16 protein-coding genes and 1 tRNA gene are annotated in these 23331 nt (G+C 48.1%); 4 read left to right on the forward strand and 13 right to left on the reverse strand.

The window, feature by feature from the left end:
• Window positions 1-17: 17 nt before the first annotated feature.
• The 6 genes from NDI34_RS09890 to NDI34_RS09915 form a co-directional block, all read right to left on the reverse strand.
• The gene (locus NDI34_RS09890) at window positions 18-242 is read right to left on the reverse strand and encodes a 4Fe-4S dicluster domain-containing protein (RefSeq protein WP_190414753.1); all 225 of its coding nucleotides are present in this window, start codon (window positions 240-242) and stop codon (window positions 18-20) included.
• Window positions 243-430: 188 nt separating this feature from the next.
• Window positions 431-1654, reverse strand: a complete 1224-nt coding sequence (locus tag NDI34_RS09895; RefSeq protein ID WP_190673617.1) for an ATP phosphoribosyltransferase regulatory subunit — start codon at window positions 1652-1654, stop codon at window positions 431-433.
• 140 nt (window positions 1655-1794) lie between these two features.
• Window positions 1795-2769 (reverse strand): J domain-containing protein, encoded by a 975-nt coding sequence (locus tag NDI34_RS09900; RefSeq protein ID WP_190427489.1) that lies wholly within the window; start codon window positions 2767-2769, stop codon window positions 1795-1797.
• A gap of 113 nt (window positions 2770-2882) precedes the next feature.
• Window positions 2883-3707: an inositol monophosphatase family protein gene (locus NDI34_RS09905; RefSeq protein ID WP_190683630.1), complete on the reverse strand. Its 825-nt coding sequence runs from the start codon at window positions 3705-3707 to the stop codon at window positions 2883-2885.
• A gap of 60 nt (window positions 3708-3767) precedes the next feature.
• Window positions 3768-4262 carry a thermonuclease family protein gene (locus NDI34_RS09910; protein ID WP_242030333.1) on the reverse strand — a complete coding sequence of 165 codons (495 nt, stop codon included), beginning with the start codon at window positions 4260-4262 and terminating at the stop codon, window positions 3768-3770.
• A gap of 52 nt (window positions 4263-4314) precedes the next feature.
• Window positions 4315-4683, reverse strand: coding sequence for a 2Fe-2S iron-sulfur cluster-binding protein (locus tag NDI34_RS09915; protein ID WP_348232568.1), 369 nt, complete (start codon window positions 4681-4683; stop codon window positions 4315-4317).
• A 63-nt stretch (window positions 4684-4746) separates the two neighbouring features.
• Between NDI34_RS09915 and NDI34_RS09920 the strand changes: the two genes are divergently transcribed.
• Window positions 4747-4831, forward strand: a tRNA-Ser gene (locus NDI34_RS09920).
• 304 nt (window positions 4832-5135) lie between these two features.
• Here NDI34_RS09920 and NDI34_RS09925 read toward each other — a convergent pair.
• Both NDI34_RS09925 and NDI34_RS09930 read right to left on the reverse strand, forming a co-directional pair.
• The gene (locus tag NDI34_RS09925) at window positions 5136-6893 is read right to left on the reverse strand and encodes an EamA family transporter (RefSeq protein ID WP_190414759.1); all 1758 of its coding nucleotides are present in this window, start codon (window positions 6891-6893) and stop codon (window positions 5136-5138) included.
• A 640-nt stretch (window positions 6894-7533) separates the two neighbouring features.
• The gene (locus NDI34_RS09930) at window positions 7534-8883 is read right to left on the reverse strand and encodes an inorganic phosphate transporter (RefSeq protein WP_348232569.1); all 1350 of its coding nucleotides are present in this window, start codon (window positions 8881-8883) and stop codon (window positions 7534-7536) included.
• Between the two features lie 282 nt (window positions 8884-9165).
• On the opposite strand from NDI34_RS09930, the gene NDI34_RS09935 reads away from it, so the two are divergent.
• The 3 genes from NDI34_RS09935 (at window position 9166) to NDI34_RS09945 (ending at window position 11679) form a co-directional block, all read left to right on the forward strand.
• Window positions 9166-10563: a hypothetical protein gene (locus NDI34_RS09935; RefSeq protein WP_348232570.1), complete on the forward strand. Its 1398-nt coding sequence runs from the start codon at window positions 9166-9168 to the stop codon at window positions 10561-10563.
• Between the two features lie 15 nt (window positions 10564-10578).
• A complete protein-coding gene (locus NDI34_RS09940) occupies window positions 10579-10983 on the forward strand; it encodes a hypothetical protein (RefSeq protein ID WP_348232571.1) in 405 nt (134 codons plus the stop codon).
• 63 nt (window positions 10984-11046) lie between these two features.
• Window positions 11047-11679 carry a hypothetical protein gene (locus NDI34_RS09945; protein ID WP_348232572.1) on the forward strand — a complete coding sequence of 211 codons (633 nt, stop codon included), beginning with the start codon at window positions 11047-11049 and terminating at the stop codon, window positions 11677-11679.
• A gap of 122 nt (window positions 11680-11801) precedes the next feature.
• Here the strand turns inward: NDI34_RS09945 and NDI34_RS09950 are convergent, their stop codons facing one another.
• The 5 genes from NDI34_RS09950 to NDI34_RS09970 form a co-directional block, all read right to left on the reverse strand.
• Window positions 11802-12275 (reverse strand): SMI1/KNR4 family protein, encoded by a 474-nt coding sequence (locus tag NDI34_RS09950; protein ID WP_348232573.1) that lies wholly within the window; start codon window positions 12273-12275, stop codon window positions 11802-11804.
• 143 nt (window positions 12276-12418) lie between these two features.
• Window positions 12419-12895: a deaminase domain-containing protein gene (locus NDI34_RS09955; protein ID WP_348232574.1), complete on the reverse strand. Its 477-nt coding sequence runs from the start codon at window positions 12893-12895 to the stop codon at window positions 12419-12421.
• 263 nt (window positions 12896-13158) lie between these two features.
• Window positions 13159-13713, reverse strand: coding sequence for a chemotaxis protein CheW (locus NDI34_RS09960; RefSeq protein WP_348232575.1), 555 nt, complete (start codon window positions 13711-13713; stop codon window positions 13159-13161).
• Between the two features lie 112 nt (window positions 13714-13825).
• Window positions 13826-17656 (reverse strand): response regulator, encoded by a 3831-nt coding sequence (locus tag NDI34_RS09965; RefSeq protein WP_348232576.1) that lies wholly within the window; start codon window positions 17654-17656, stop codon window positions 13826-13828.
• A gap of 211 nt (window positions 17657-17867) precedes the next feature.
• Window positions 17868-23291 carry a GAF domain-containing protein gene (locus NDI34_RS09970; RefSeq protein ID WP_348232577.1) on the reverse strand — a complete coding sequence of 1808 codons (5424 nt, stop codon included), beginning with the start codon at window positions 23289-23291 and terminating at the stop codon, window positions 17868-17870.
• Window positions 23292-23331 lie beyond the last annotated feature (40 nt).

Genomic DNA, 23331 nt, shown 5'->3' on the forward strand with positions numbered 1-23331 from the left:
CCATGAATAATCAACAATTAGGGTGTTTTTTGCAAATCGGGGCGTTCTTCGGGGACAATTGCGCCTTCCACGGGGCAGACTTGTAGGCAGATGCCGCAGTCAATGCAAGTGGAAAAATCAATCCAGTACCAGTCAGTCCCCTTCGTGTTTTTGCCAGGTCCTTCGTGAATACAGGCAACAGGGCAGGCATCGACACAATCAGCGACGCCTTCGCAGGTATTAGTAACAATCGTATGCGGCACAGTGTTCTCTCTCTTGGGATTGGCAGACGGCTGCTTCTATAGCCTACCAAAGTCTTTTGAAAGCTGATAGCTGAAACGAGACTTTTTAAATGCAAAAGTACGCAAATAAAGGTGAAATTTTGCAAGAAAAAGCGCCTCCCCTTTGCGTACCTCTGCGCGTACCTTTGCGTACCTTTGCGTTAAAAAATCTAACTCAGCGTCTCAATTTTAGTAGCACCCTCAGCTTCCACCCAGGCAATGCGACGGATGTGACGGCTACGGGCATATTCTCGCACATCTTCAGGCGATCGCTCCCCTAAATCCATTTCCACTCGTACCAGATGAATAGAATCTCTCAGGGTTTGGGCGTAGGCGAACGCTGCCAGATAGGCTTGGGGAGATGAAGGAACGACTAACCAATCACTCGCGGGCGTTTCGCGGGGCATCCCAGCCTTCGAGAGCAAGACTTGATATAAGTCTTCAATATTCAGCGCAAAGCCAATACTGGGGTAAGTTTGCCCCTGGGGATGATAGAGTCCCAGCAGTTGGTCATAGCGTCCACCCTGGGCTAAAACCCGTGCTTGAGTGTCTGTATCGCTAACGACTTCAAACACAATGCCGGTGTAATAGTTAAAGGTTTGGATCAAGCTGAGATCCAGAGTTACGGGGAAGCTTTGCTGATGGGAACAGCCTTCATTGAGAAGATCGATCAGGGATTTCAGAGTATTGACTGTTTGCCGCTCAGATTCTGCTAAATCTAGGCTGGAAACTTGTTGCAGCACATCAGCAGGATGTCCCCGCAGCTCAAATAGAAATAAAGCTCGTTCTCGCAATTCGGGGGAAAGGGGCAGAGTTTCCAGTGCGATTCGATCGAGATGCGCGATCGCCCGTCGCACTTTTTCTTGCAGATGAACTGGAAACGGAGAAAAAAGCGATCGCGTTAACCCCGCTTCTCCCAAAATTACCTGCCACTGGCTTAACCCCAGACACTTCAGACAGTCTCCCAGCAATAACAGCACCTCTGCATCTGCCAAGACACCTCCCGCACCCAACAGCTCTACCCCTGCCTGGTAAAATTCCTGCTGACGTCCGTAATTACTGCCCTGCGAACGGCGGAATACATTTGCGTTGTAGTAGAGGCGTTGCGGATAAGTAACACCAGCCATCCGCGTCACAGATGCACGGGCGATCGAAGCCGTCAGTTCTGGGCGCAGTCCCAGCGTCCCCTCCTCAGCATCCTGGATTTGAATCACTGTGGAGCGCTGGATTGCTCCGCCTGCCATCAAAGTATCCAACCGCTCTAGAGTGGAGGTGATAATCCGGTGATAGCCCCAGCGGTGATACACCTGCTGCAACCGATCTTCAATCCAGCTTTTTTGAGCGACATCGAGAGGCAGCAAATCCCTCGCGCCTGCCGGGGGTTGATAAACCATTCAGTCGTTGTTTTTTGTTAGTTGACAAGCGATTTTCAAGCGAAGTATTCACGATTAGCGAGTTGACGGTTTGACTCTAGCTCTCACCGAGAACTTCCAAACATCTAATAGCCGAGTTGCTAATCGAAGAAATCGCTTTCTTATTTCTTCTTACCAAACATACCAAATAAACCGCCTCCAGACTTATCCTCCGGCTTGCCCTGCCCTGGCTTGCCCTGCCCTGGCTTAGGCGGCGTCGTTGTCTTGCCACCCGCAACTTTTTGTGCCAGCTTGTCTAGTGCCTGTTTGCCCTCTATCCCAATCGGATCTTGAGGGTTTAATTTCAAAGCTTGGGTGATATGTACCTTCGCCATTGTCACCTTAGGGGGAGTTTGCTTTAAATAAACCATCCCTAATAAGCTATGGCAACGGCTATTGTTCGGCTCCATTTTCAGGGCTTCCCGCAACTCTATCTCCGCCTTCGCAAACTGGTTCTTCGTTATCAACTCATCAGCACGACGGAAATAGGGTTCCGCCACTGATGATGGTGTTGGTGTTGGTGGCGGTGGGGGCGGCGGTGGGGGCGGCGATGCATTTCCGCCAGCAGCCCCCGTGACAGGACGTTTATCTGACATCATCGGGGTTGCTACCCCAGAACCCCCCTTCCGCCTCAGATAAACCATATTCAGTTCGCTGATTTGAGCCGTCACTTCTAGGACTTGGCTCAAAGATTCATATTGCGTTTGTGCTAGCTTTTGCAGTGCCGTTTTATAGGAATGCTCTAAATCGCCCCCCGCCTGAGCTAACTGTTTCGCGGTTTCACCTTGGGGTTGAGCGTTCGCCCCTTCCCCAGCCAAGCGCTTACCCATTCGCCCGACCATAACGACGTATTCTGCCCGCGTGCGATCCTGAGACAGTTGCTCGTAGGCAGGATTTACCAATTTTGACAACATCTGGCTGGCACGCTGTTTTTCTGCTTCGTTTTCAGCCTTGCAACTATCCGGATGCAATCTCCGGGCAATTTTGAGATACCGTTTGCGGATGTCATTGACGCCTGCATCTACTGGCACCCCTAAAATTGCGTGGTGGTCTGTGAAATCAAACTTGAACAGTCCACGGTCGATCCGAAATGACATAGCCCGCTGTCCCACCGTCAGAGCCGAATATTCTTTCTAATATACTTCCCTTGCGAAACCTATGTGTGACCTTGCTTACAGAGAAGCCTGATTTTTAGCACTTTGCCATCTACTTATTGCCATCTACTTAGAGGTGTAATTTGCAAAAGTTCTTGACTGAGCTGTGGGTGTAGATAACCATTTGTCGCCAAAATCCGACCGGAATGAATCGCTAAAGGACTCCCATCATAGGCGCTGACTTTGCCCCCCGCTTCTTCCACGATTACCACTCCGGCTGCCAGATCCCAAGGCTGTAAACCCCTTTCCCAGTAGCCATCCAGGCGTCCGCAGGCAACATGAACGAGATCGATGGATGCGGAACCGCTGCGCCTGACACCCTGAGTGAGATGCGTAAGGTGACAAAATTCAGCGTAGTTATTGTCTGCGGTTTCGCGTCGATCGTAAGCAAAGCCGGTGACAAGCAAGCTTTTGCTCAACTCGGCTGTTTTGGAAACTCGGATGCTCCTCCGGTTGCAAGTGGCTCCTAAGCCTTTGGCAGCCCGATACAACTCCTGATGAAATGGATCGTAAACGACACCGACTTGGGGAACTCCGTCAATCAGTAACCCGATTGAGGCGGAGAAAAAGGGATACTGATGAGCATAATTTGTGGTGCCATCTAGGGGATCGATTGCCCAGAGGTATTCGCTGTTAGTATCTCCCAGTTGCCCGGATTCTTCTGCCAGGATTTGATGGTGGGGAAAATGGCGATTGATGACTGAAAGAATGGTGGCTTCGGCGGCTTTATCTGCTTCGGTTACAAGGTCGCCTGGACGTCCTTTTTCTTCAACGGCTTCTAATTTGCCCCAGTAGCTTTGCAAGACGGCACCAGCAGCTAGCGCCGCCTCGGTGGCAATATCTAGAAAAATTTGCAGTTGGTCAGGGGTATGGTGTGTCATATTTGTGGCTAATAGCTAATGGCATTGAACAATGAATAATTAGCCATTCGCAATGAGCCGTTAGCGATTTTGACGCCGAAACTCTGCTGGAGTCCAGCGCATGGGTTTTTCTGGGTTCCAAATGCCTTTGCCCATAATTCGAGCATATTCTTGAGCGGTGGTGAGCCGTTGGTCATATTTGTTGTTGAGCGATCGCGGTACAAACACATACCCTTCTACCACCATCTGCTCGTTCAGCAATACCCCATCTTTCCACACATAAGCTAACCGGCGCTCAAACTGGTCTTTGCTTGACCCATCCGACTCTAACAAAACGGATTGTCCGGCAATCAACTGCTTAAGTCGCTCTTGAGCCGCCGATCCCCAAGGCTGCTGTTTCATGTCGGGTGCCTCGATTCCCAGCAGTCGCACTCGCTCTACCAAAGCGGATTGCTTGCTGGTATCCAGCACTTCCAGGGTTTGTCCGGTGACAACCCGCTCCACCTTCACGGTGACGCCTGTCGGAACTTCTTTCGCTTGGCAACCGACCAAGAAAAACCAAAAGCCAAAAGCCAAAAGGCAAAAGAGAAAATTCTTTTGCCTTTTTGTTTTTCGCGATCGCCTTTGGTTATTCTTCATCCAGCGGTAAACCGAAGCGGACTTTGCCCTTGCCAAAATAGCGACCGAACTGGAGTTCGTAAACTTCATCCTCATCCTGAGTTTCTACTTCCAAGTCGGAGCGGGGATAACTTACGCAGAGTAGAGCATAGCCTTTGTCGCGCAGTTGCGGAGAAAGCCCCATTGCTTCTGGCTGATGGATTTCCCCTGAGAGGACGCGCCCGGCACAGGTGGTACAAGCGCCATTGCGACAGGAAAAAGGCAACTCGACGCTCTGATGCTCGACGCTAGATAGGATATAGCGATCTTCTGGCACCTGAAGGTCATGGTGAGTGCCGGTTTGGCGATTGCGTATCCGAATGGTGTGGTAATTCGTCATAGTTTTAGTGTATTATTAAAAATCGCAGCTTTGAGTTGCACATTTCAAAATAAATAAACCTCTGGAGAGGTGGCCGAGTGGTTGAAGGCGCAGCACTGGAAATGCTGTTTAGGGCAACTTAACGTGGGTTCGAATCCCACCCTCTCCGTTGAAAATCAAAACTCAGCATTGCTGAGAGGCTTATCGCCCTAGAAGTATCCTCTGGGGCGATATTTATTTTTGGGGAGCGCTTCAGTATCAGCGCGTGAATCCCCAGCAGAAAAAGCGATTGGTATTTGATTTTGCAGCAGGAGTGTTGACGTTGGTGGGGTAAGAGCGATCGGATTCAAATTTGACTAGAGAGAAAGACGCGATCGCGCGTTTTGAATAAATTAGAAGTGCCTAATAAAAAACAATAAAAAAAGGGTGAGCATTGCCCACCCTAAGACGAATCAATTAACCAACAGCATCGTTTATTTTGCGGGTTGCGCCTTGTTTTGAACCAGCAGCCGCTCAAAACTTAGGGCAAACACTCCCAGCGTCACCAGTACGATGCCGAAAATTGATATCGGCTGTAAAGCATTCTGAGCGCTCGGAATAATCAAAAATGCCAAAACTGCTGTTAACACAGGGCCACTAGAAGCGATAATCGAGGCTCGTGCGGCACCCAAGAAGCGAACGCCAAAGTTATTTAACAAATAGCCTGCTAGAGTTAATATCCCCAAGACAACGCCGCCGATAATCAAACCCAGCCGCCGATCGGGGATGACCTGAACAGCCAAATTTTCTGGTAATGGCAACATCAGACTGATACTAGCCAGGACAAAGATGGTTGTAAACTGAACCAAGCTGACGGGGACGGGGTGAAGCTTTTGAAAGCCAAGCTGCATAAAAATCAGGTAGAAGGCAAAGGCGATTCCTGAGGCGGCGGCGGTGCCAACTCCCACCCCAGAAATGCTTGCCACCCCACTATTAACCGCCGGGAAGATTTTAGGCCAAGCTGCGAGGATAACACCCAAGGAAATCGTGCACATCACTCCAACGCGCAGGAAGGTGGGGCGATCGCCAAAAAACAGCCACGCCAGCGGGACTGTAATAATTGGATACATAAACAGAATTGTCACTGCAACCCCTGGGCCAATTTGGGGGATGGCGATATAAATCAGGACTTGCGACAAAAACAGGAAGAAGCCACTCCCGACTACCGTTAAAAGTCCGCGCCGGTCTGGATCTAATAAAAACTTCTTAATATCCCTCCACACGTTGGGATAGAGAACGATGGCAAGTAAAGCCATTAAAGGCAGCACCACCATCATGCGGAACCACAAAATTAACAGCGAGTTGCCCAAACCTAGCTTGATGAATCCTCCCAAGGAAAACAAGTTAAAAATTTGACTTTCTCTGCCAATGATTTGGACAACCACGTTATGAACCGACAGCGCCACGGTAGAAATTAAAATCAACAATAACCCTAACTGACCTTGGGAGCTTGGTTTAGGTTGGCGTGGCGGTGGTAGCGGGGCAGCCGGAACCGAGAACGGAATCGCATTCGCTTCTGGAGGCTGTTTGCGATCGCTATAAGCTTGTCCTCCAACCTCTGACTCGGATGGTACTAATGGCAGCGCATCGCTTTCTGCTTGCAGTTGTTCGTGCAGGCGATTGACGAGAGTTTCTAAAATTGCTTCTCCTTGTTGCTCCAAGCCGTGCATCCGCGACAGCTGCTGGGAGAACGAACTTTGATAGCTGCTGATGTCTTGTTGCAGTGTTTTAAAAGTCGTTCTTAGGGTTGTATCCAAGGAAGAGAGGATTCGGTAGGCACTGTCGTTGTAGTCATTTGCCGAGGGCGGCAAATTGGCGCTGCTAGTGCCACCCAGCGGGTGATAGGAGCTGCCTGGTTGCTGGGACAGCCGTTGCATCAGCAGATCTTGCAGGTGTTCTGCGATCGCTTGGGTGAGTTGCCCAACTAAATATTGCTGCTGATCCTGATCAATTTGTTCTTGAGGCAGAGAGCTTTGGGACGAGGGTAATTGCTGACGCTGAGCTTGTAGATGATTGATCTCATCGACCAACCGGGATTTCTCAGCCTGGAGTCGCTCAACGTCTTGATTCAACTGGACGATGAGATTTTGCTTCAGGTTCTCAAGTTCCTGCGTCATCGCCCTCAAAAGAGCCTCTGTTGCCGTAGCATTTCCGGTGTTGTGATTTTCCGGTAGATTGTCCAGTTGCCCCATTAGCGTATAACCTCGGTACGATTGGCTATAACGAAGTGTAGTTTTAACTTAGTTTACTTAAGTCTTGTTAGTATTTCTGATATTTTGGCAGATACACTTTCTGATGGATGTGATTTTGCTCAACTAGGTGTTGTTTCTCTGATGAAGGAAAGTGTTTAATGTTTTGTCATCAATCCTGACAGATTACTCCAAAATTCTGGTGATTTTTAAGAGATTTTTCTGGTGAATTTAATTTTTTTCTAGACTGTTGAATCTTGCAGTGCCTGCAAGAAAAACTACTTAGACACTATCCTCCCTCGACATATTGAAGAACAAAGAGGGAGTTTCTTCTTCCCGCGAGCGAGAGACTTTTGGAGGGTTCAGACAACTTTTGCAAGAAGTCTAATATTTTGCTCCCTAAAGCCCCAATAAAAGGGGGAAGAAAGTTCGCGCCACGTTTAAAAGCAGAGGTTTGAGCTTTGCAATACGCGGATGAAACAGCGCCGTGTCTCCCTGCCTGAAAGCCAATTGATCGCTGGCATTTAGGATCGAGTTTTTGGACGCGGACGCATTTTCCCCAACAGGGTAGCAGCCGCCGCCTAGAAACTCCTTCCAGAAAGAGTGTATCCCAATCGGGCAACCGGAGAGGGGATGTAAAGTTTTAAATTGAATCCATCAAGTGGAAAATTCCGAATTGTCCCCCTATCTGACGGATAACTAGAAAGATAATTGCCCCCAAACCCGCACTAATGGGAAGGGTAATTAGCCAAGCGAGTCCAATCGATTGCAGCGTTTGGAAGCGGATGGATTTCCAGTCTTTGACTGCACCAATGCCAACCACAGCACCGACAAGGGCGTGGGAGGTGGAGACGGGCAAGCCGAGCCGGGAAGCAAGCAAGATGGTCGTAGCGGTTGCGAGTTCGGCGCAGAAGCCACCGCTCGGCTGGAGGGCAATAATGCCTTCTCCAATTGTCGCAATGACTTTTTTGCCCCAGACGGCAAGACCGGCAACGATACCGGCACCGCCCAATACTAGAATCCAGAGGGGAATGCTAAAGCCAGTGATAGGAACGGAACCTGTGCGATTGATATAAACGATCGCCGCTAAGGGAGCGATCGCGTTGCCAACATCATTGGAACCGTGGGCAAAGGCGACGAAGCAGGCACTTAATAGCTGAAACCTTGCAAGCTGGCGCTCAATGGGATTGAGAATTTTAGATTGGGAGTTTGGGATTTCGCGGTTGTCCGTCTCATTGGCTCCCGCGATAACCCTTGTGTCTACAAGCTGTTCTGCTTCCTCGCGGGCTAATTGTCGCCAGATGAACCGGGTAAGGCCAACTGATGCGATCGCGCCAATCAAGAGAGGGATATCGTGGGCAGGAAGGTTGATGCCGAAACGATTTGTCAGCCAGGTATCGATGGGTTGACTCACAGAGGGTAGAACAATCACCCCAAAGACGCCCAGCAACGTCACGCTCAACCAGGGGATCCATTCGCGCAGTTGAAAAAGTGGGTTGGGTTGATCGAGAATCCAACGCTTGACAACGCTGTAGAATAACGCGGCAATCGTGCCACTGATGACCGGCGTGATTACCCAGGCGAAGCTGATTAGACCAATTAATGACCAATCGATGGCACCGATACCCGCAGCCACCCAGCTAAAACCAGCGATCGCGCCGACTACCGCATGAGATGATGCGACTGGCAAGCCCAGACTGGTGGCAATTTGCAGCCAGACGCCACAGGCTATCAATACCGAAACCATGCCAATCAGTAGCATCTGAGGTACGGCAGCGAACAGTTCTGGATTGACAACCCCGGTTGCCAGCGTCTCCGATACGGAACGACCAAACAGCACGGCACCTGTAAATTCCAACACTCCGGCAATCACCAATGCCTGCCGTAGGGTGACAGCCTTCGATCCCACCGACGTTCCCATCGAGTTAGCAACGTCGTTTGCGCCCAGATTCCAGGCAACGTAGAAAGCTAGCAGGGCAACAAAAACAATCATGCCGTAAATATAGATATCGACACAGCTAGTTTATCCGGTGAAGGATAGGGGAGCGAACTGAGAACTCAGCGTGCGGCTAACGCCTCGCTTCTCTAACGCGATCGCGCTGAAGGGAGAGGAAGCGGCGATCGGGATTTGAAGCGATGATTTTTACAAATCGAGGCAAAATTTGCGCGACTATCACTGCGGATACACGCGCCCAACTCTGTATAAGTATCTATTCAACGATTTGGGAAGACCGACTTCTCAATTGGAGCGGTGTGAGTTTAGTAGGGCTAATTTATGCGTTTTCCTCATGTTGCTGTTTGTACTTTAGCTGCTTTTGTGGCTGGAGGGATGACAGCCCAAGCAAGTGAAAGTCCGAGTTCCGAGGGTTCTCCCCAGGCAGCCGCGACCGATGAGGGGAGTGTTGCCACCCCGATGGTGACTCCTAGAAGTATGACAGCGATCGCTGCCCCAGAAATCCAACCAGAACCACGATTGGCATCCAGGCAGGAATTTGCGCGATCGCCTTCTCAGAATGCCCCAGGATTCGCTGCAAGGCAACTTCCGGCATTGACGGCTGCTCCCCAAACTGATTTGCAAGAAATCCCTGAAACTGCGGCGCTTCCCTCAAATAACCTCCTCTCCCAGTTATCAACAGCTTCTGACATTAACCAGTCTGCATCTGAGGAATCCGGGAGGAAAGCTTCTGACTTAGCTTCCTTCCGAAACGGGGAAACCGTTAACGAAGCGGCTGTCAATGAACGAACGATACCCGGTGGAAGTGCATTTACATCCAAGGCTGAAGCACTCCGTCCAGATCGAGCGATCGCTAACTCGTCAACGGTACAGACCAGCCAGTCAATGGCAACGGAACCGAAAGCCAGAAATACCTGTGCCTCGCAAAGAATCAAGAACGTTAAATCCTTAGATAATGCAACTTATCAAGTTGCTCAAGAAGGAACCACACTGGCGACAGAATCCTGTCCGAGTCCGGAACCTGTTGCGCCGCTAGCGTTGCCAGCACCCATCGAGGAATTTGAAGCTTCGCCCGCCCTGAGCATTTATATCCCAGTTGGCTATGGTGCAGATAGAAACACCGCCTTTATCAGCGGCACCTATCAACCCAACGTGCGAGAAGATAGCGGTTCTGTCGGGGCTGCGGGAATCGGCATCGGCTTAGGCAATGCCGATAAAGCCGTGGGGGTAGAACTATCCTACGCTTTAGCGACAAATGATAGCTTCGGCGAAGGTGGTTTTAATGGCAAGCTGCATCGTCGATTTGGGGGAGATGTATCAGCAGCATTAGGCTGGAATGGTTTTTTAAATATTGGTCACAACGACTTTGAACAATCCAAATATGGAGTTGTTACCAAAGTATTCCGAACGAGAGAATCTCTCAATGATGCTTTCAGCCGCGTTGCTTTTACGGTTGGTGTCGGCGATGGACAGTTCCGTTCCAACGGTGCGGTTGATGCGGGTGAAAACAATATCAACGTGTTTGGAAATTTGGCAGTTCGCGTTGTTCGACCTGTTAGTTTGATTGCGGAATGGACAGGACAGGACTTAGCATTGGGTCTTTCCATCGCTCCCTTCAAAAACTTTCCTTTTGTGATTACTCCAGCCTTGCGCGATGTTGCGGGTGCGGGTGATGGCTCTCGATTTGTATTAGGTGTTGGGACAGCATTGAAGTTTTAAGGAGGAGTACCCCAAATGCACACCATTAAATCTCTGGGTTGGGTTGTTGGCTTATCAATTGTGGCGCTCGGTATGGCTGCGCCTGCGAGAGCCGACCGTAGTTATTCTGACATCACGGGAACGAATATCTGGAACAACACGGCACCCGTTTTTGATACTGATGACAAGTTAGATCCGGAACTAACTGCAAATATTACCCGGCTTAACCAAGAGTCAGAAACAGCCTTTCAAGCCTGCGGGGCTGCTCTGACGGAACAAACTCCTACTACGCGCCGGTTTACTCGACAGCCTCAAACACCCCCCCCGGTTCCCCAAGCGTGTCAGCGTCTAGAGGAGTTAAGGACAGAAGTCGAAAACTTAAGAACGACTTTGCAGCAACAAGACCTTTCCAGAGCCAACTCCGGTTTGCGGACTTGGTAGAGGTTTGGTTGTCAGTTGCAGAGTCATTCTAGTGTGAGCAGGAGCAAGAATACGATGAGGCAGATGAAGCGTAAAAACGGTAGAACCGCCGGGTTCAAGTGGCTACTGGGAGCGATCGCGGCTGGGTTTATGGGCGTGGCAACACCCGTTCACGCTGAAGATTTGTTTGGAAATGAAGCTGTCCAGTTCCCGGTGGATACGACGGTTGAATTTGAATTCAAAGAGTCTCACGGAGCTTATCTATCAACGCTTGGCGTTGTCAATTTAGATACGGGTGAAGAGACCGTGCTGTTTCAAGAAGTCAAACCCTATGACGGCTTCGGAAGCGAACAGCCTCAGCCTTCCTCGCCTGGTCAAAATAATATTGGCACGGCAATCGATTTTCTGGGGACAGTTGATGGGGGAGCTGTAGAAAATCGACTCAGCGAATATACTTTTAAGGCGAATACCCGGTATGCGTTTTACCTGGAATCTGTTAGCCCTACGGGTCAAACTCGACGCAGTGTCAGATCCACCACCAACTTAGCAGCTGCGTTTAATGGCAGTTTGGCTGGTGGCACAAACGAAGAAATTACTGGCGTTCGCATCGCTTGGGACGATACAGGGCTACCCCAACCGGGAAAAGATGAGGATTTTGATGATTTCGTGATTGAGGCGGGAGGGTTTCCACCCGTTCCCTGTCCGCCAATCCGCTAATTGCAATTTCATGATTTTGCTCCCCCAGCCCCCCTGAAAAAGAGGGACTGGGGGATTTTTTTTGAGTCAATATCAATTAACGAGAGCGATCGCGCTAAAGAGAGATGGAGATGCGATCGCTTTCATCTATTAACAGATAAATAGAGATACCGAGCGTGAATTTCTACCTCTGTCGCCAGAAAATCACTAAATCTTTCATGACTTCTAATGAAAGAAGTTTGATTTGTTCCTTCACAGTAGGAGTAAGTCGGCGGATCGCCTCCTTCCGAAAGCCTGAAAAAGCTGAACTGATACCCCTGGTGCATCAAGAAAACAAAAGCATCTTCTGGCAAAGAGTGGGGAAAATTATTTTCCTCTAATAACTCAAAAGCCCACTTTTGCAGGTAGGGCAGATGTTCAAAGAAACAGTCTGACCCCCGTAAGAATTTACCAGCACCATGCCCCATAGTTAATAAAAATTCCTGATAGGCTAGGGGCAGGGACATCCCCAACTGCCGCTCAAGCTCAATTACTTCATCTTGGGTACAGCCCACCTGTTCATCTGGCGATGCGATTTTTAGTTCTATCAGTTGTTTTTTTACCTTATCTAGGTACATGACTATTAACTCTTTAAAGCCTCGCATTTATAATATTAATATCTTTTCCTTTTAATCACTCATTACTAAAATTGGGGAAGTAGGAAGGTGGTGCGGGCACATCAAGCCATTACCCCCTCCCCCGTCTCCCTAATAATAAGTGTTCAACCGGAAACCATATAATTAACTGTTACCATAATGTTTGGGAACCGCCTACGAAATTGCTGAATAACATTGCTACAGGAATCACAGGGCGGTCGTTCTGTCAACAGATTGATAGTGCCTTCAACGTCTGGAGTCTGAGCGTATCGAGATGCTAGTTCCTCAAGCAGTTTGTATTCAGTATCATAAGCTCGTGAATGTCCAGGTGGGACTTCAAAGATTTCAAATAAAGGCTGTTGAGGTAAGCCAACGGTTCCTGAACGAGTAGATTTACCGCTAATAGCTATCAGTTCGCCACTGTCACCGGCAATCTTGAAGTTAGAAAGGGCAATGTTTTTGCCTCGCGACACCCCTAACTGTTGCCGAATTTGATTAACTCGATTGAGTGATCCTGCCTGAATGGCATTATCACTGTCTTCCATATCTTTAAACGGCTCTCGAAGTTGAACAGCAGAGCTTTGAGGGCTAGGATTTCCCATTATTTTTATTTTTACGTAGTTAATATAGTTAATATATATATATATAGCGTTTCTTGGACGAATGAAGTACACAAAAAACCATACTCAGCAAGTATTTGAGCCTGTCACTGCGTACCTTACTAGATTCATAAACGCTCCACTAATTATATCTTTTAAGGTTAAATTTGTCAACCAATTTATAAAATTTATGAAAAGTTCAGTCGTGAGCGCGTTGAAGAGAGATGGAGATGCGATCGCTAACTCCTACCTATTCCAACCGGGTATTATTGATGCTGTGTCTCCTCATCCGTACCAGGTGGCAGAGACAAATTTCCCCAAGAAAGTTTCGTTGTTGTATCAATATCTAACAGAAATAAGGTTAGAGAAGTTTCTGGTTGAGAAATGACAGCAACGTGACTGGCTATCCCTAGCGTGTTAGCGTGACGAAAGGATTCGGGTAAAACTCGAATCGTCGATAAGGGTACATCTATCAAAGCGGGAACGGTTTCAACGGGGATACCATACAACTCGCTTTCGATATTTTGAATAACAATCAGGTAGGCTCCCTGAAGGGTTTCGTGGGTTGGGTTGGATGAAAACAACCGCTGTTGTAGATCCAAAACAGTCACTTCGCGATCGCCTACATGAGCAATACCGACTCCATTCAGTCCGCTGCCAAAAATTTGGGTAGAATTGAGCACTTTGTAGATAGACTCAATCCGCAAACCCAAGTTTAAGCTACCAATGCTAAACACAAGCACTTTAATAGCGGGTACAGACGCGGAAACATCTAACCGATCGAAATCCGGGGGGGTTGAGTTGATTAAAGTGCTGTTCATGCCTTTTTTTTCAGGGGAAAGTAGGATTTATCGCTCCCGATTCACCCAGAGGGGTGGGGTGGGTTTCTGGACTGTAATTGATGTTTTTAAAAACATTGGGATGCTCCCATTATTATGAGCTACGAACGGCAGCTCCTAAAGAGCCACTTTTTTCAAAAAGGGCTTTGAGGGCTGCTAAGAATTCTTGCTCTAAGTAAGGTTTGCTAAAGTAAGCACTGGCTCCCAAGTGAGTTGCTAATTGTCGATGTTTTTCACTACTACGGGAAGTCAGCATCGCTACGGGTATTTTTGATAGCTGCGGATCTTGACGACGATGGTTGAGAAATTCAAAGCCATTTAGATTCGGCATTTCTACATCGCAAACCACCATTTGAATGTTGGAATTTTGCTGTAACTGTTCGATGGCTTCCCGTCCATCTCTTGCTTGTAAGACGCGGTATCCTGCTTTTTGGAGTGTTAAAGCTAAAGTTTGTCTGAGGGTAATCGAGTCATCTACGATTAATATCAAAGGCGATTTAGCTGTGTTTGTGGATACTTTAGTTTTGTCAATTGATGCAGTTTGGATGGGGGAAGCAGTTGGCAGATCGGTGAAAGTAGTCGTAGCGATCGCGTTCTTACTTTGCCCAACCATCTGGGTGAGAAGCGTTGCCCCATCAATTACCGGAATCAGGCTCCCATCTCCTAAAATCGTGCAACCGTAAATATAACTTGGAGGCGCGATCGCTGCACCAAAGGGTTTGATCACCAATTCTTGCTCTGTGACCAAGCGATCGATTTCTAAGGCAAGAATTTGGTTATCTCGGCGGATTAGCAGCATCGGTGGTGCCCAAGCTTCGGGAGTGGGAACGGCGACTAAAGCTTGGCTGGGAATTGATTCAGGCAACGGACAACTATAGTCCAGTAATTCTGATAAGTGATAGACAGGAACGATTCGCTTGCGCCAGTGCAAGAATCTCTGTTTTCCAGAGTGCTTCATCTGGTCAGTTTTCGGAATGACGATCTCTTCAATGCTGTCAGCGGGGAAGGCGTAAGCAGTGGAACCAACCAAGCAGACGAGTAATTTAGCAATCGTCAGCGTCAGCGGGATGCGTAACGTAAAGGTGGTACCTTTTCCAGGAGTGGTCGTGACCGTGATGGTACCTTTGAGCGATCGCAGTTGCGATCGCGCCACATCTAATCCCACACCTCGACCCGACAGTTCGCTGACTTGAGCCGCAGTGGAAAATCCTGGCTCAAATAGTAAATCTAAAAGTCGAGTGGTTGAAGTTGTAACCACTTGTTCTGGTGAAAGCAACCCCAACTCTAGTGCTTTCAAACGGATGCGTTCTAGGTTGACTCCTTGACCGTCATCCCGTACTTCAATAATCGTGTGACTCCCCTGATGATAAGCCTGAATTTCAATCTGACCCCGCTCCGGTTTCCCTTGCTGACGGCGTACTTCTGGTGGCTCAATCCCGTGATCGAAGGCATTGCGGAGCAAGTGCAGTAAAGGATCGTTGAGTTTTTCTAAAGCGGCTTTATCAACTAAAACTCCCGTCCCGCTTAATTTCAGCTCGACTGGCTTTTTGTATTTTGTGGAAAGGTCGCGCAAAACTCTAGGAAAGCGGCTCAACACTTCGCGCAGGGGAAGCATCCGCGCCCACATCAAATCATCCCGCAAGTGGGCGATCATTTGACGTTGACTTTCTAAAGTTTGGCTTGACTGTCCAGCTAAGTGTGCCACATCCCCGACGATTTCTTCGAGTTGCACCATCTCTTCGAGGCTCTCTTGCACCATTGAGTGCAATGCTCCATAGCTGTCCATCTCTAGGGAGTCAAACGAAGAAGTTAGGGGTGTAGAGGTGCTAGAAGACAGGAGATTTTGCTCTATATTTTCCTCGGTTTCAGACGCAGGAAATCGCGTTTTTACATCCGGCTTTTCTGCTTTTCGAGATGCGATTTGCTGGTCTGACGCAATAGAATGGCGTTCTGGAGCCACTATCATCTGGTCTGATAAATCGCGCAGATGATTGGCGATTTCCTGAAATTTAGTAAACCGCCGCAGCAGTTCTTGTACCGTTGCTTGCAGTTGTTCGTTTTGGAGGAAAAGACCGTTTCGGTTAATGGCAAGTTCACCCACCAAGTTATTCATTCGTTCCAGTCGATCTAAGTCAACTCGAACAGAAAGTTGGGGAGTAGAATTGGTAGGGACAATGGTTTCTTTCTTCTTGTCTTTGGCAGCAGGCAATTTAGCGGGTCTAGAAGTTTTAGGCGCTGCTTTGTCGATTTCAGACTGAATTATCTGAGGCGAATTTTCTGTGTTGACTAGATTGACCGGAAGCTCGGTTACGGAAGGCAAACTATCAAATAATTGCTCGATTTCCTGAACAACTGCTTGAATATTCGTTGAGGATTTTGTTGCAATTAATTCTGAGTGTAGTTCTGGAGCTGGGGGAGAAATAGTAACTAGGTTAGTTTCTTCAACAGCTAGCTCTAATTCAGGAATTTCCTCAATCAGCGCCATCGGCTCAGCTACTTCAAAAGAAGATGAGTTTTCAATTTCTATCTCTGGTAAATTTGAGGCAAAACTACCAAAAACTTCATCTAGAGAAGGAGGGGAAGCGAGGATTTCTTCTTGAGCGATTAACTCAAATTCTTGATTTAGATTAGCTGCTGGTAGCGCCGGAAGTTTCAGCCCGTTGAAAGATGAATTATTATAAAAATCTGTAATTTCTGCTGTTAATTTTGAATCCTTAAAAATTTTATCTGAAGTTTGTTTCTGTTTTCGCTCGTCTAAGTTTGGTTTGAGACTTTCCTCATCTGTAGTTAAGGTTAGATGCTCAGGTTCATCAAATTTGAGAAGAGGGAGTTGATTTTGAGTTGATAGGCTGGAATCTGAGAAATCAAGAATTTCGTCGAAAGCAGCGATAGAAGTTAGCGTTTCTCCTGGAATGCCTAACTCTGTTTCGGAAATTTCTTCAGATGTGAATAGTGCCGAAACGTCTAGGAAATCTTCATTGATTTCAGAAGGGAGGACAGAGCTACCAAAAATATCTTCAATAGAAGAAAAGGAAAAGGAGAGCGCTGATTCCTCTTCATCTTCAGTCAGTGTCAGTAGCTCTAATTCGGGAGCCAGTTGGACGCCTGTAACCGTTGATCCAGGGGAAGTTTGAACTGGAGAAGTAGCAGCAAGTTTTGTTAAAGCGGTAGAGGGAGAACCGCCAAGCAAGCGATCGCCTGCGAGTACGCCTTCTCTCCCTGCCTGAAAATCAGCTAATGCCAGTTGAGCAATCTGCAAGGCTTGTTCGGGATGAGCATCGAGCGCCGCCAAAGTAGTTTGCGCGATCGCTCCAAATCCTGGCAAACTTAATAATTCTGCGATGCCGGTAAATACATCAGCGAGTGCCCGCAATTCTCCGGCTACTTGATTGCTTTCAGGATGGGCTAAAACATGGGTGAGGCGCTCTAGTTCTTGCGCCACGTCCACTTCAAATATCGATAAGGTGATATCAATTCCCAATTCCACCGCATTGGGTAAAACTTCCTCTCCGGTGAGGAAATCTCCTAATTGCGCCTCAATTTTGGCAAACACGGGTTCGGCGATCGCGATCGCCTGTTCTGCGTTGAAATGACCCGCCAGAATCTGCTCCGTTAAAGGGAGGCGGAGACAATCATAGGCTTGCAGCAATAAGCTTTCTAGTTCGGCATCAATCTCTAACTCTTTGTTGTGGAGCGCCTTAAAGATGTCTTCAAGGCGGTGAGCTATCGTTTTGATTGTTTCGAGTCCCACGCAAGCAGATCCCCCTTTAATCGAGTGAGCCGCACGCATGAGACTGTGAATTTTAGCAGTAGTCCGCTCTGTCTTGAGCGTCAGCAGTTCCGATTCGATGACCTGCAACAGCTCTGGAGCTTCTTGAATGAAGAACTGATAGGCTTGGTCGCGGATATCAGAGTCGAGCGCCATAATACTGAATTGGTAATTGGTAATTAGTAATTGGTAATTGGGGAAAAGGCGTATGGGAATTGGGAATTGATAATTGATAATTAGGGAAAAGGGGTTTAGTAATTAATAATTGGCTGGATTCTTCCCATTACCAATTACCCATTACCAATTACCCATTACCAATTACCCATTACCAATTACCCATTACCAATTACCCATTACCAATTACCCATTAGCTAACTTTAAATCGACCCACGTTTGCTTGCAGTTCTTGCGCCAACGCTAGCAATTCCTTAAAGGATGCCGATACATCGGTGGCTCCCGTTGAGGTTTTGGTGGCGATTGCTGCCACGTCGGTCATGGTTTTGGTGACTGCATCGGAAGCTTTGGATTGCACGACAGCCGCTTGGGCGATCGCTTCCACCAAGGCGCTGATCTGGGCGCTGGCAGTCGTAATTTTGTTCAGGCTTTGGCGGGTTTCATCCACCAGTTTCGTACCCGTAACGACCTGCTCGGTGCCTGCTTCCATCGCCGCTACCACCTCATTGGTTTCTGCCTGAATGCCTGCAACCAGCTTTTCGATTTCCGCCGTTGCTGCCGCCGATTGCCGCGCTAGCGATCGCACTTCATCCGCAACGACGGCGAAGCCTCGACCCTCTTCCCCAGCGCGTGCCGCCTCAATTGAAGCATTGAGCGCCAACAAGTTCGTTTGAGCGGCAAAGGTGCCAATTAGGTTCACCACTTTGGAAATCTTTTGCGAAGATTCGCCCAAACGCTTGACTTTTTTAGAGGTTTCTGCAACAGTTTCCCGAATCGCTAGAATCCCGTCCACCGTGCGGTTCATGGCAGCGTCACCCTCCTTCACAATCTGCGTCGCTTGTTGAACCGCAGCTTCCGCTTGTTCGGCATTGGCAGCAACCGCTCGAATCGAGGTGGACATTTCCTGAATTCGATCCAGAGCAGCTAAAATTTCCTCTGATTGCCGTAAAGCTTCTGCCGATAGCTCTTGAACAGAGACTTCATTGCTGCTGGTGGTTGCTGCCACTTGTTTGGCGGCGGTTTGCACCTGGCTAACAATTTTCCGTAAGCTACCGATCGTGGCATTGTAGGAGTCAGCAATCGTGCCGATTTCATCTTCAGTCACCTGCGCCCGAATGGTGAGGTCTCCTTTACTGACAGGATCGACTTCCAGCAGCAGTTCCAGCGCTCGTTTTTGCAGGGCTTCCTTGGCTGACCTTTGCTGTTCGGCATTTGCAGATTGTTGGCGGGTCGCTTCCTCTTGCGCCGCCAGCAAAGTTTGAATCTGTTCCAGCAGCGTCGCTTGGTTGAGGGCAATACCCACTTGAGTTGTCAACTGGGTGAACAAATCGATTTCACCCTTCTGCCAAATGCGAGTCCCCGAACATTGATGAGCAATCATCAAGCCGAATAGCTCGTTATCTACTACGATGGGCACGACCAAGTTGGCTTTGACTTGAAAGCGCTCCAACATTTTAATGTGACACTCGTTCAGACCCGCTTGATAAATATCCTCAATGGCACGAATGCGCCCTTTGTTGTAGCTTCCCCCCTGCGTCTCTTTCAAGCAGGTATCTTCAACTTTGACTCCTTGAGTGGGCATCCAACCCGTCGCTACAGATTCTGCAATTACCGTCCCATCCCAGTTCGCATCGAAGCGATAGACGATTAAGCGATCTGTTTTAAACGCGCGTCGCACCTCTTCGACCGCTGTATTCAGAATGTCTTCCAGCTTCAGAGATTCCCGAATGCGGAGGGTAATCATCGACAAAAGTTGCGATCGCGTGGCTTGAGCTTCTTTCTGTTCCAGATAGCTGATGCGGTCTATCGCCAAACCAACTTGAGTGGACAACTGCGTGCAGATAGCGACTTCAGACTGCTGCCAAGTCCGAGGGGTTGAACACTGCTGGGTACACATTAAGCCCAGTAGTTTGTCACCGCTAACAATCGGGGTGATCACATTGGCTTTGATTTTTAATCGCTCGTACAACTCAACGTGACAAGGGGCGAGATTCGCTTGATAAATGTCATCGATAACAAACACGCGACCTTTGCGGTACAACTCTACCCCCGCCTCTGAGTCGGTGAAATAGGTATCTGCTACTTTCATGTTCATGCAGGTCGGTAATCCGGGCGTCACCGCTTCCGCAACTACATTCCCACTCCAGTCCGGGTTAAAGCGATACAAAAACACCCGTTCCGCATTCAGGATTTGTTGAGCGCCAATCACTGCTTTCTCGAAAACCTCTTTGACATCGAGAGATTCACGAGCGCTGTTGGCAATATCTGCAAACAATTGTGTCAAATTGGCTTCGACTTCTCGCTGTTTGGCTTCCGCTTCCTTCTGTTTGAGGAAACTGATTCGGTCTAAAGCTAAGCCGATTTGAGTAGATAACTGCGAGCAAAAATCTACTTCATACTGCTGCCAAGTCCGAGGAGTAGAACACTGCTGCGTACACATCAAGCCTAATAGTTTGTCACCGCTGACAATCGGGGTAATTACATTGGCTTTGATTTTTAATCGCTCGTACAGCTCAATGTGACAACCTGTAAGATTGGCTTGATAGATGTCATTAATGACAAATACACGACCCTTGCGATACTTTTCTACACCCACATTCGAGTCGGTGAAGTAAGTATCGGTCACGGTCATTTTCAGGCACGAAGGTAAGCCGGTTGTCACCGCTTCCGCAACAACATCTCCACTCCAATCCGAGTTAAAGCGATACAAAAACACCCGTTCCGCATTCAGGATTTGTTGAGCGCCAACAACGGCCTTTTCAAATACTTCCTTGACATCTAGCAACTCACGAGCGCTAGTAGCAATATCGGCACACAGTTGAATGCGCTTGGCTTCAACTTCTTGCTGTTTTGCTTCAGTTTCTTTCTGTTCTAAGAAACTGATTCGGTCTAGAGCTAAGCCGACTTGAGTAGATAACTGCGAGCAAAAGTCTACTTCATACTGCTGCCAATTCCGAGGAGTAGAACACTGTTGCGTACACAGCAAGCCTAATAGTTTATCACCGCTGACAATCGGGGTAATCACATTGGCTCTAATTCTTAATCGCTCATACAACTCAACGTGGCAATAAGTCAAACCAGATTGATAAATATCATTAATGACAAATACGCGACCATTGCGATATCTTTCTACCCCCACATTCGAGTCGGTGAAGTAAGTATCGGTAACAGTCATTTTTAGACAGGAAGGCCAACCCGGCATTACTGATTCAGCAACTACATCCCCACTCCAATCTGGGTTGAAGCGATATAAAAACACCCGTTCCGCATTCAGGATTTGTTGAGCGCCAACAACGGCTTTTTCAAATACTTCCTTGACATCGAGAGATTCACGAGCGCTGGTGGCAATATCAGCACACAACTGAATGCGCTTAGCTTCAACTTCTTGCTGTTTTGCTTCAGCTTCCTTCTGTTCTAAGAAACTGATTCGGTCTAGAGCTAAGCCGACTTGAGTAGACAACTGGGAGCAAAAATCGACTTCATACTGCTGCCAATTCCGAGAATTTGAACACTGCTGCGTACACAGCAAACCTAATAGTTTATCACCGCTGACAATCGGGGTAATCACATTGGCTTTGATTTTTAATCGCTCATACAACTCAATGTGGCAACCCGTAAGATTGGCTTTGTAGATGTCATTGATGACAAACACGCGACCATTGCGGTATCGTTCTACCCCTGCGGGAGAGTCGGTGAAGTAGGTATCCGTGACGGTCATTTTTAAGCAGGAAGGCCAACCTGGAGCAATAGATTCCGCGACGATATCTCCACTCCAGTCTGGATTGAAGCGATACAAAAACACCCGTTCTGCTTTGAGGATTTGTTGAGTTCCTTGAACGGCTTTCTCGAAAATTTCTTTGACATCTAACGATTCTCTAGCGCTGGTGGCAATATCGGCACACAACTGTAATCGCTTGGCTTCAACTTCTTGTTGTTTAGCTTCAACTTCCCGCTTTTGCAAATAGCCAATCCGATCTATGGCTAGCCCTAATTGAGTGGACACCTGGGTACAGAAATCGACTTCAGACTGCTGCCAAGTCCGAGGATTAGAACACTGCTGCGTACACATCAAGCCGAGTAGTTTGTCTCCGCTAATCAGCGGGGTAATTACATTGGCTTTGATTTTTAATCGCTCATATAATTCAATGTGGCAAGGGGTGAGATTGGCTTTGTAGATGTCATCAATGACAAAAACGCGGCCCTTCCGATAGAGTTCTACTCCCACCTTGGAAGAGGTGAAGTAGGTATCAGCTACCTTGATTTTCATGCAGGTCGGCAATCCGGGCGCTACCGCTTCGGCAACAACATAGCCACTCCAGTCAGGATTGAAGCGATAGATGAATACTCGTTCTGCATTCAGGATTTGTTGCGTGCCTTGAACTGCTTTCTTGAATACTTCGTGAATATCAAGAGATTCTCTGGCACTGGTAGCAATATCGGCACACAGTTGTAATCGCTTGCCTTCAACTTCTTGCTTGCTTAATAAGTCTTTAACTCGTGCCACCAAGTTATTGAAGCTGACAGCTAGAGTTTGGGTTTCAGTAGTCCCGCGAGGTTCAACGTAGGCATCCAAATTTCCAGCAGCAACCTGCTCTGATGTACCCGTCAATTCTTTCAAAGGAGCAGACCAGCGACGTGCTAAACTCACCACAATGCCTGCACCTACGGCTCCCAAGGAAAGAAAAATTAGGACAAAAATTAGTCCATGCTCATTTCCAGCCGCAGCAATTTCCGAAAGTTCAATTGAGGTGACACTGACCAAATCGATGCCAGGAACTGCGGCAAGGCTATACTTTCTGCCGTCCCGATCGAATGAAGTACTCAGAACTAATTGTCCCTCTTGGCGAACGTAAGGGACAATGGTAAGTCCCTGGAGTTGACCTGTAGTGGCAACGTAGCTTGGTTTTTTCCCAAGGGGAGCGTTTTCCCCAAAATTAGCCTTTTGTACTTCTAGTTCGGCTAACAGAGCGGTGGCTGTTTGTAAAACCGCATCGCCACCCAACACTTCTTTCTGCGCGATCGCTCCGTTAGATGTAATGGTACTAATAACGGCTTTGCTTGCCGGAGCCAAAATCTGAATTTTTTCAGTGTTACTCAGTCCCACATGCTCCAACGGCACCGCTAGTTCGTCAAAGTTAGCAGCACGCGCAACATCAATAGTTAAGGAATTTTCTGTCAAAGACGACGAAATCAAAGCATCCTTGACCTTTACGCCAGCCAAGTTGGAGGATAGCAGCGCGTCATTCCATAATTTCGTCTCGGTGCGCCCAGATGCTTGATAATTCGTCATCCCCCAGCTCACGATACCTGCGATCGCTAGCGGTGCTAGTACCACAGGTAAGATTGTCCTCAACAATTGGCTGCGGAGCGTGGGACTTTTAGATAGATTCAGTTGTGGAGACGGCGGGTTAAGCTGGTCTTGCTCTGTTTGCTCTAGCTGCTCTTTTCCCTTGTTCTCTACCTTTTGCTCAAGATTTTGAGAGCCGTTTAAATCTTGTTGGTTCGGAATGAGCTTAAGAGGAGGGGGTTGATGGCTAACACCTGTCTTGCGACCCCGGAGACGACGCTTAATATTGGCTTTTGTTGTATCTGATTGAGGATCGGAAGGCGTCTTCATAGTTTAAACTTTGCTAAAGGTAGATGAGTGTGGCGAGTTG

Source organism: Trichocoleus sp. DQ-U1, assembly GCF_039961925.1.
Classification (GTDB): Bacteria; Cyanobacteriota; Cyanobacteriia; order Cyanobacteriales; family FACHB-T130; genus FACHB-T130.

Excerpts from the sequence above, each read along its gene's own strand:
- NDI34_RS09895 (WP_190673617.1), bottom strand. The coding sequence starts at position 1,654 with ATGGTTTATCAACCCCCGGCAGGCGCGAGGGATTTGCTGCCTCTCGAT.
- NDI34_RS09900 (WP_190427489.1), bottom strand. The coding sequence starts at position 2,769 with ATGTCATTTCGGATCGACCGTGGACTGTTCAAGTTTGATTTCACAGAC.
- NDI34_RS09905 (WP_190683630.1), bottom strand. The coding sequence starts at position 3,707 with ATGACACACCATACCCCTGACCAACTGCAAATTTTTCTAGATATTGCC.
- NDI34_RS09915 (WP_348232568.1), bottom strand. The coding sequence starts at position 4,683 with ATGACGAATTACCACACCATTCGGATACGCAATCGCCAAACCGGCACT.
- NDI34_RS09925 (WP_190414759.1), bottom strand. The coding sequence starts at position 6,893 with ATGGGGCAACTGGACAATCTACCGGAAAATCACAACACCGGAAATGCT.
- NDI34_RS09930 (WP_348232569.1), bottom strand. The coding sequence starts at position 8,883 with ATGATTGTTTTTGTTGCCCTGCTAGCTTTCTACGTTGCCTGGAATCTG.
- NDI34_RS09935 (WP_348232570.1), top strand. The coding sequence starts at position 9,166 with ATGCGTTTTCCTCATGTTGCTGTTTGTACTTTAGCTGCTTTTGTGGCT.
- NDI34_RS09940 (WP_348232571.1), top strand. The coding sequence starts at position 10,579 with ATGCACACCATTAAATCTCTGGGTTGGGTTGTTGGCTTATCAATTGTG.
- NDI34_RS09945 (WP_348232572.1), top strand. The coding sequence starts at position 11,047 with ATGAAGCGTAAAAACGGTAGAACCGCCGGGTTCAAGTGGCTACTGGGA.
- NDI34_RS09950 (WP_348232573.1), bottom strand. The coding sequence starts at position 12,275 with ATGTACCTAGATAAGGTAAAAAAACAACTGATAGAACTAAAAATCGCA.
- NDI34_RS09955 (WP_348232574.1), bottom strand. The coding sequence starts at position 12,895 with ATGGGAAATCCTAGCCCTCAAAGCTCTGCTGTTCAACTTCGAGAGCCG.
- NDI34_RS09960 (WP_348232575.1), bottom strand. The coding sequence starts at position 13,713 with ATGAACAGCACTTTAATCAACTCAACCCCCCCGGATTTCGATCGGTTA.
- NDI34_RS09965 (WP_348232576.1), bottom strand. The coding sequence starts at position 17,656 with ATGGCGCTCGACTCTGATATCCGCGACCAAGCCTATCAGTTCTTCATT.
- NDI34_RS09970 (WP_348232577.1), bottom strand. The coding sequence starts at position 23,291 with ATGAAGACGCCTTCCGATCCTCAATCAGATACAACAAAAGCCAATATT.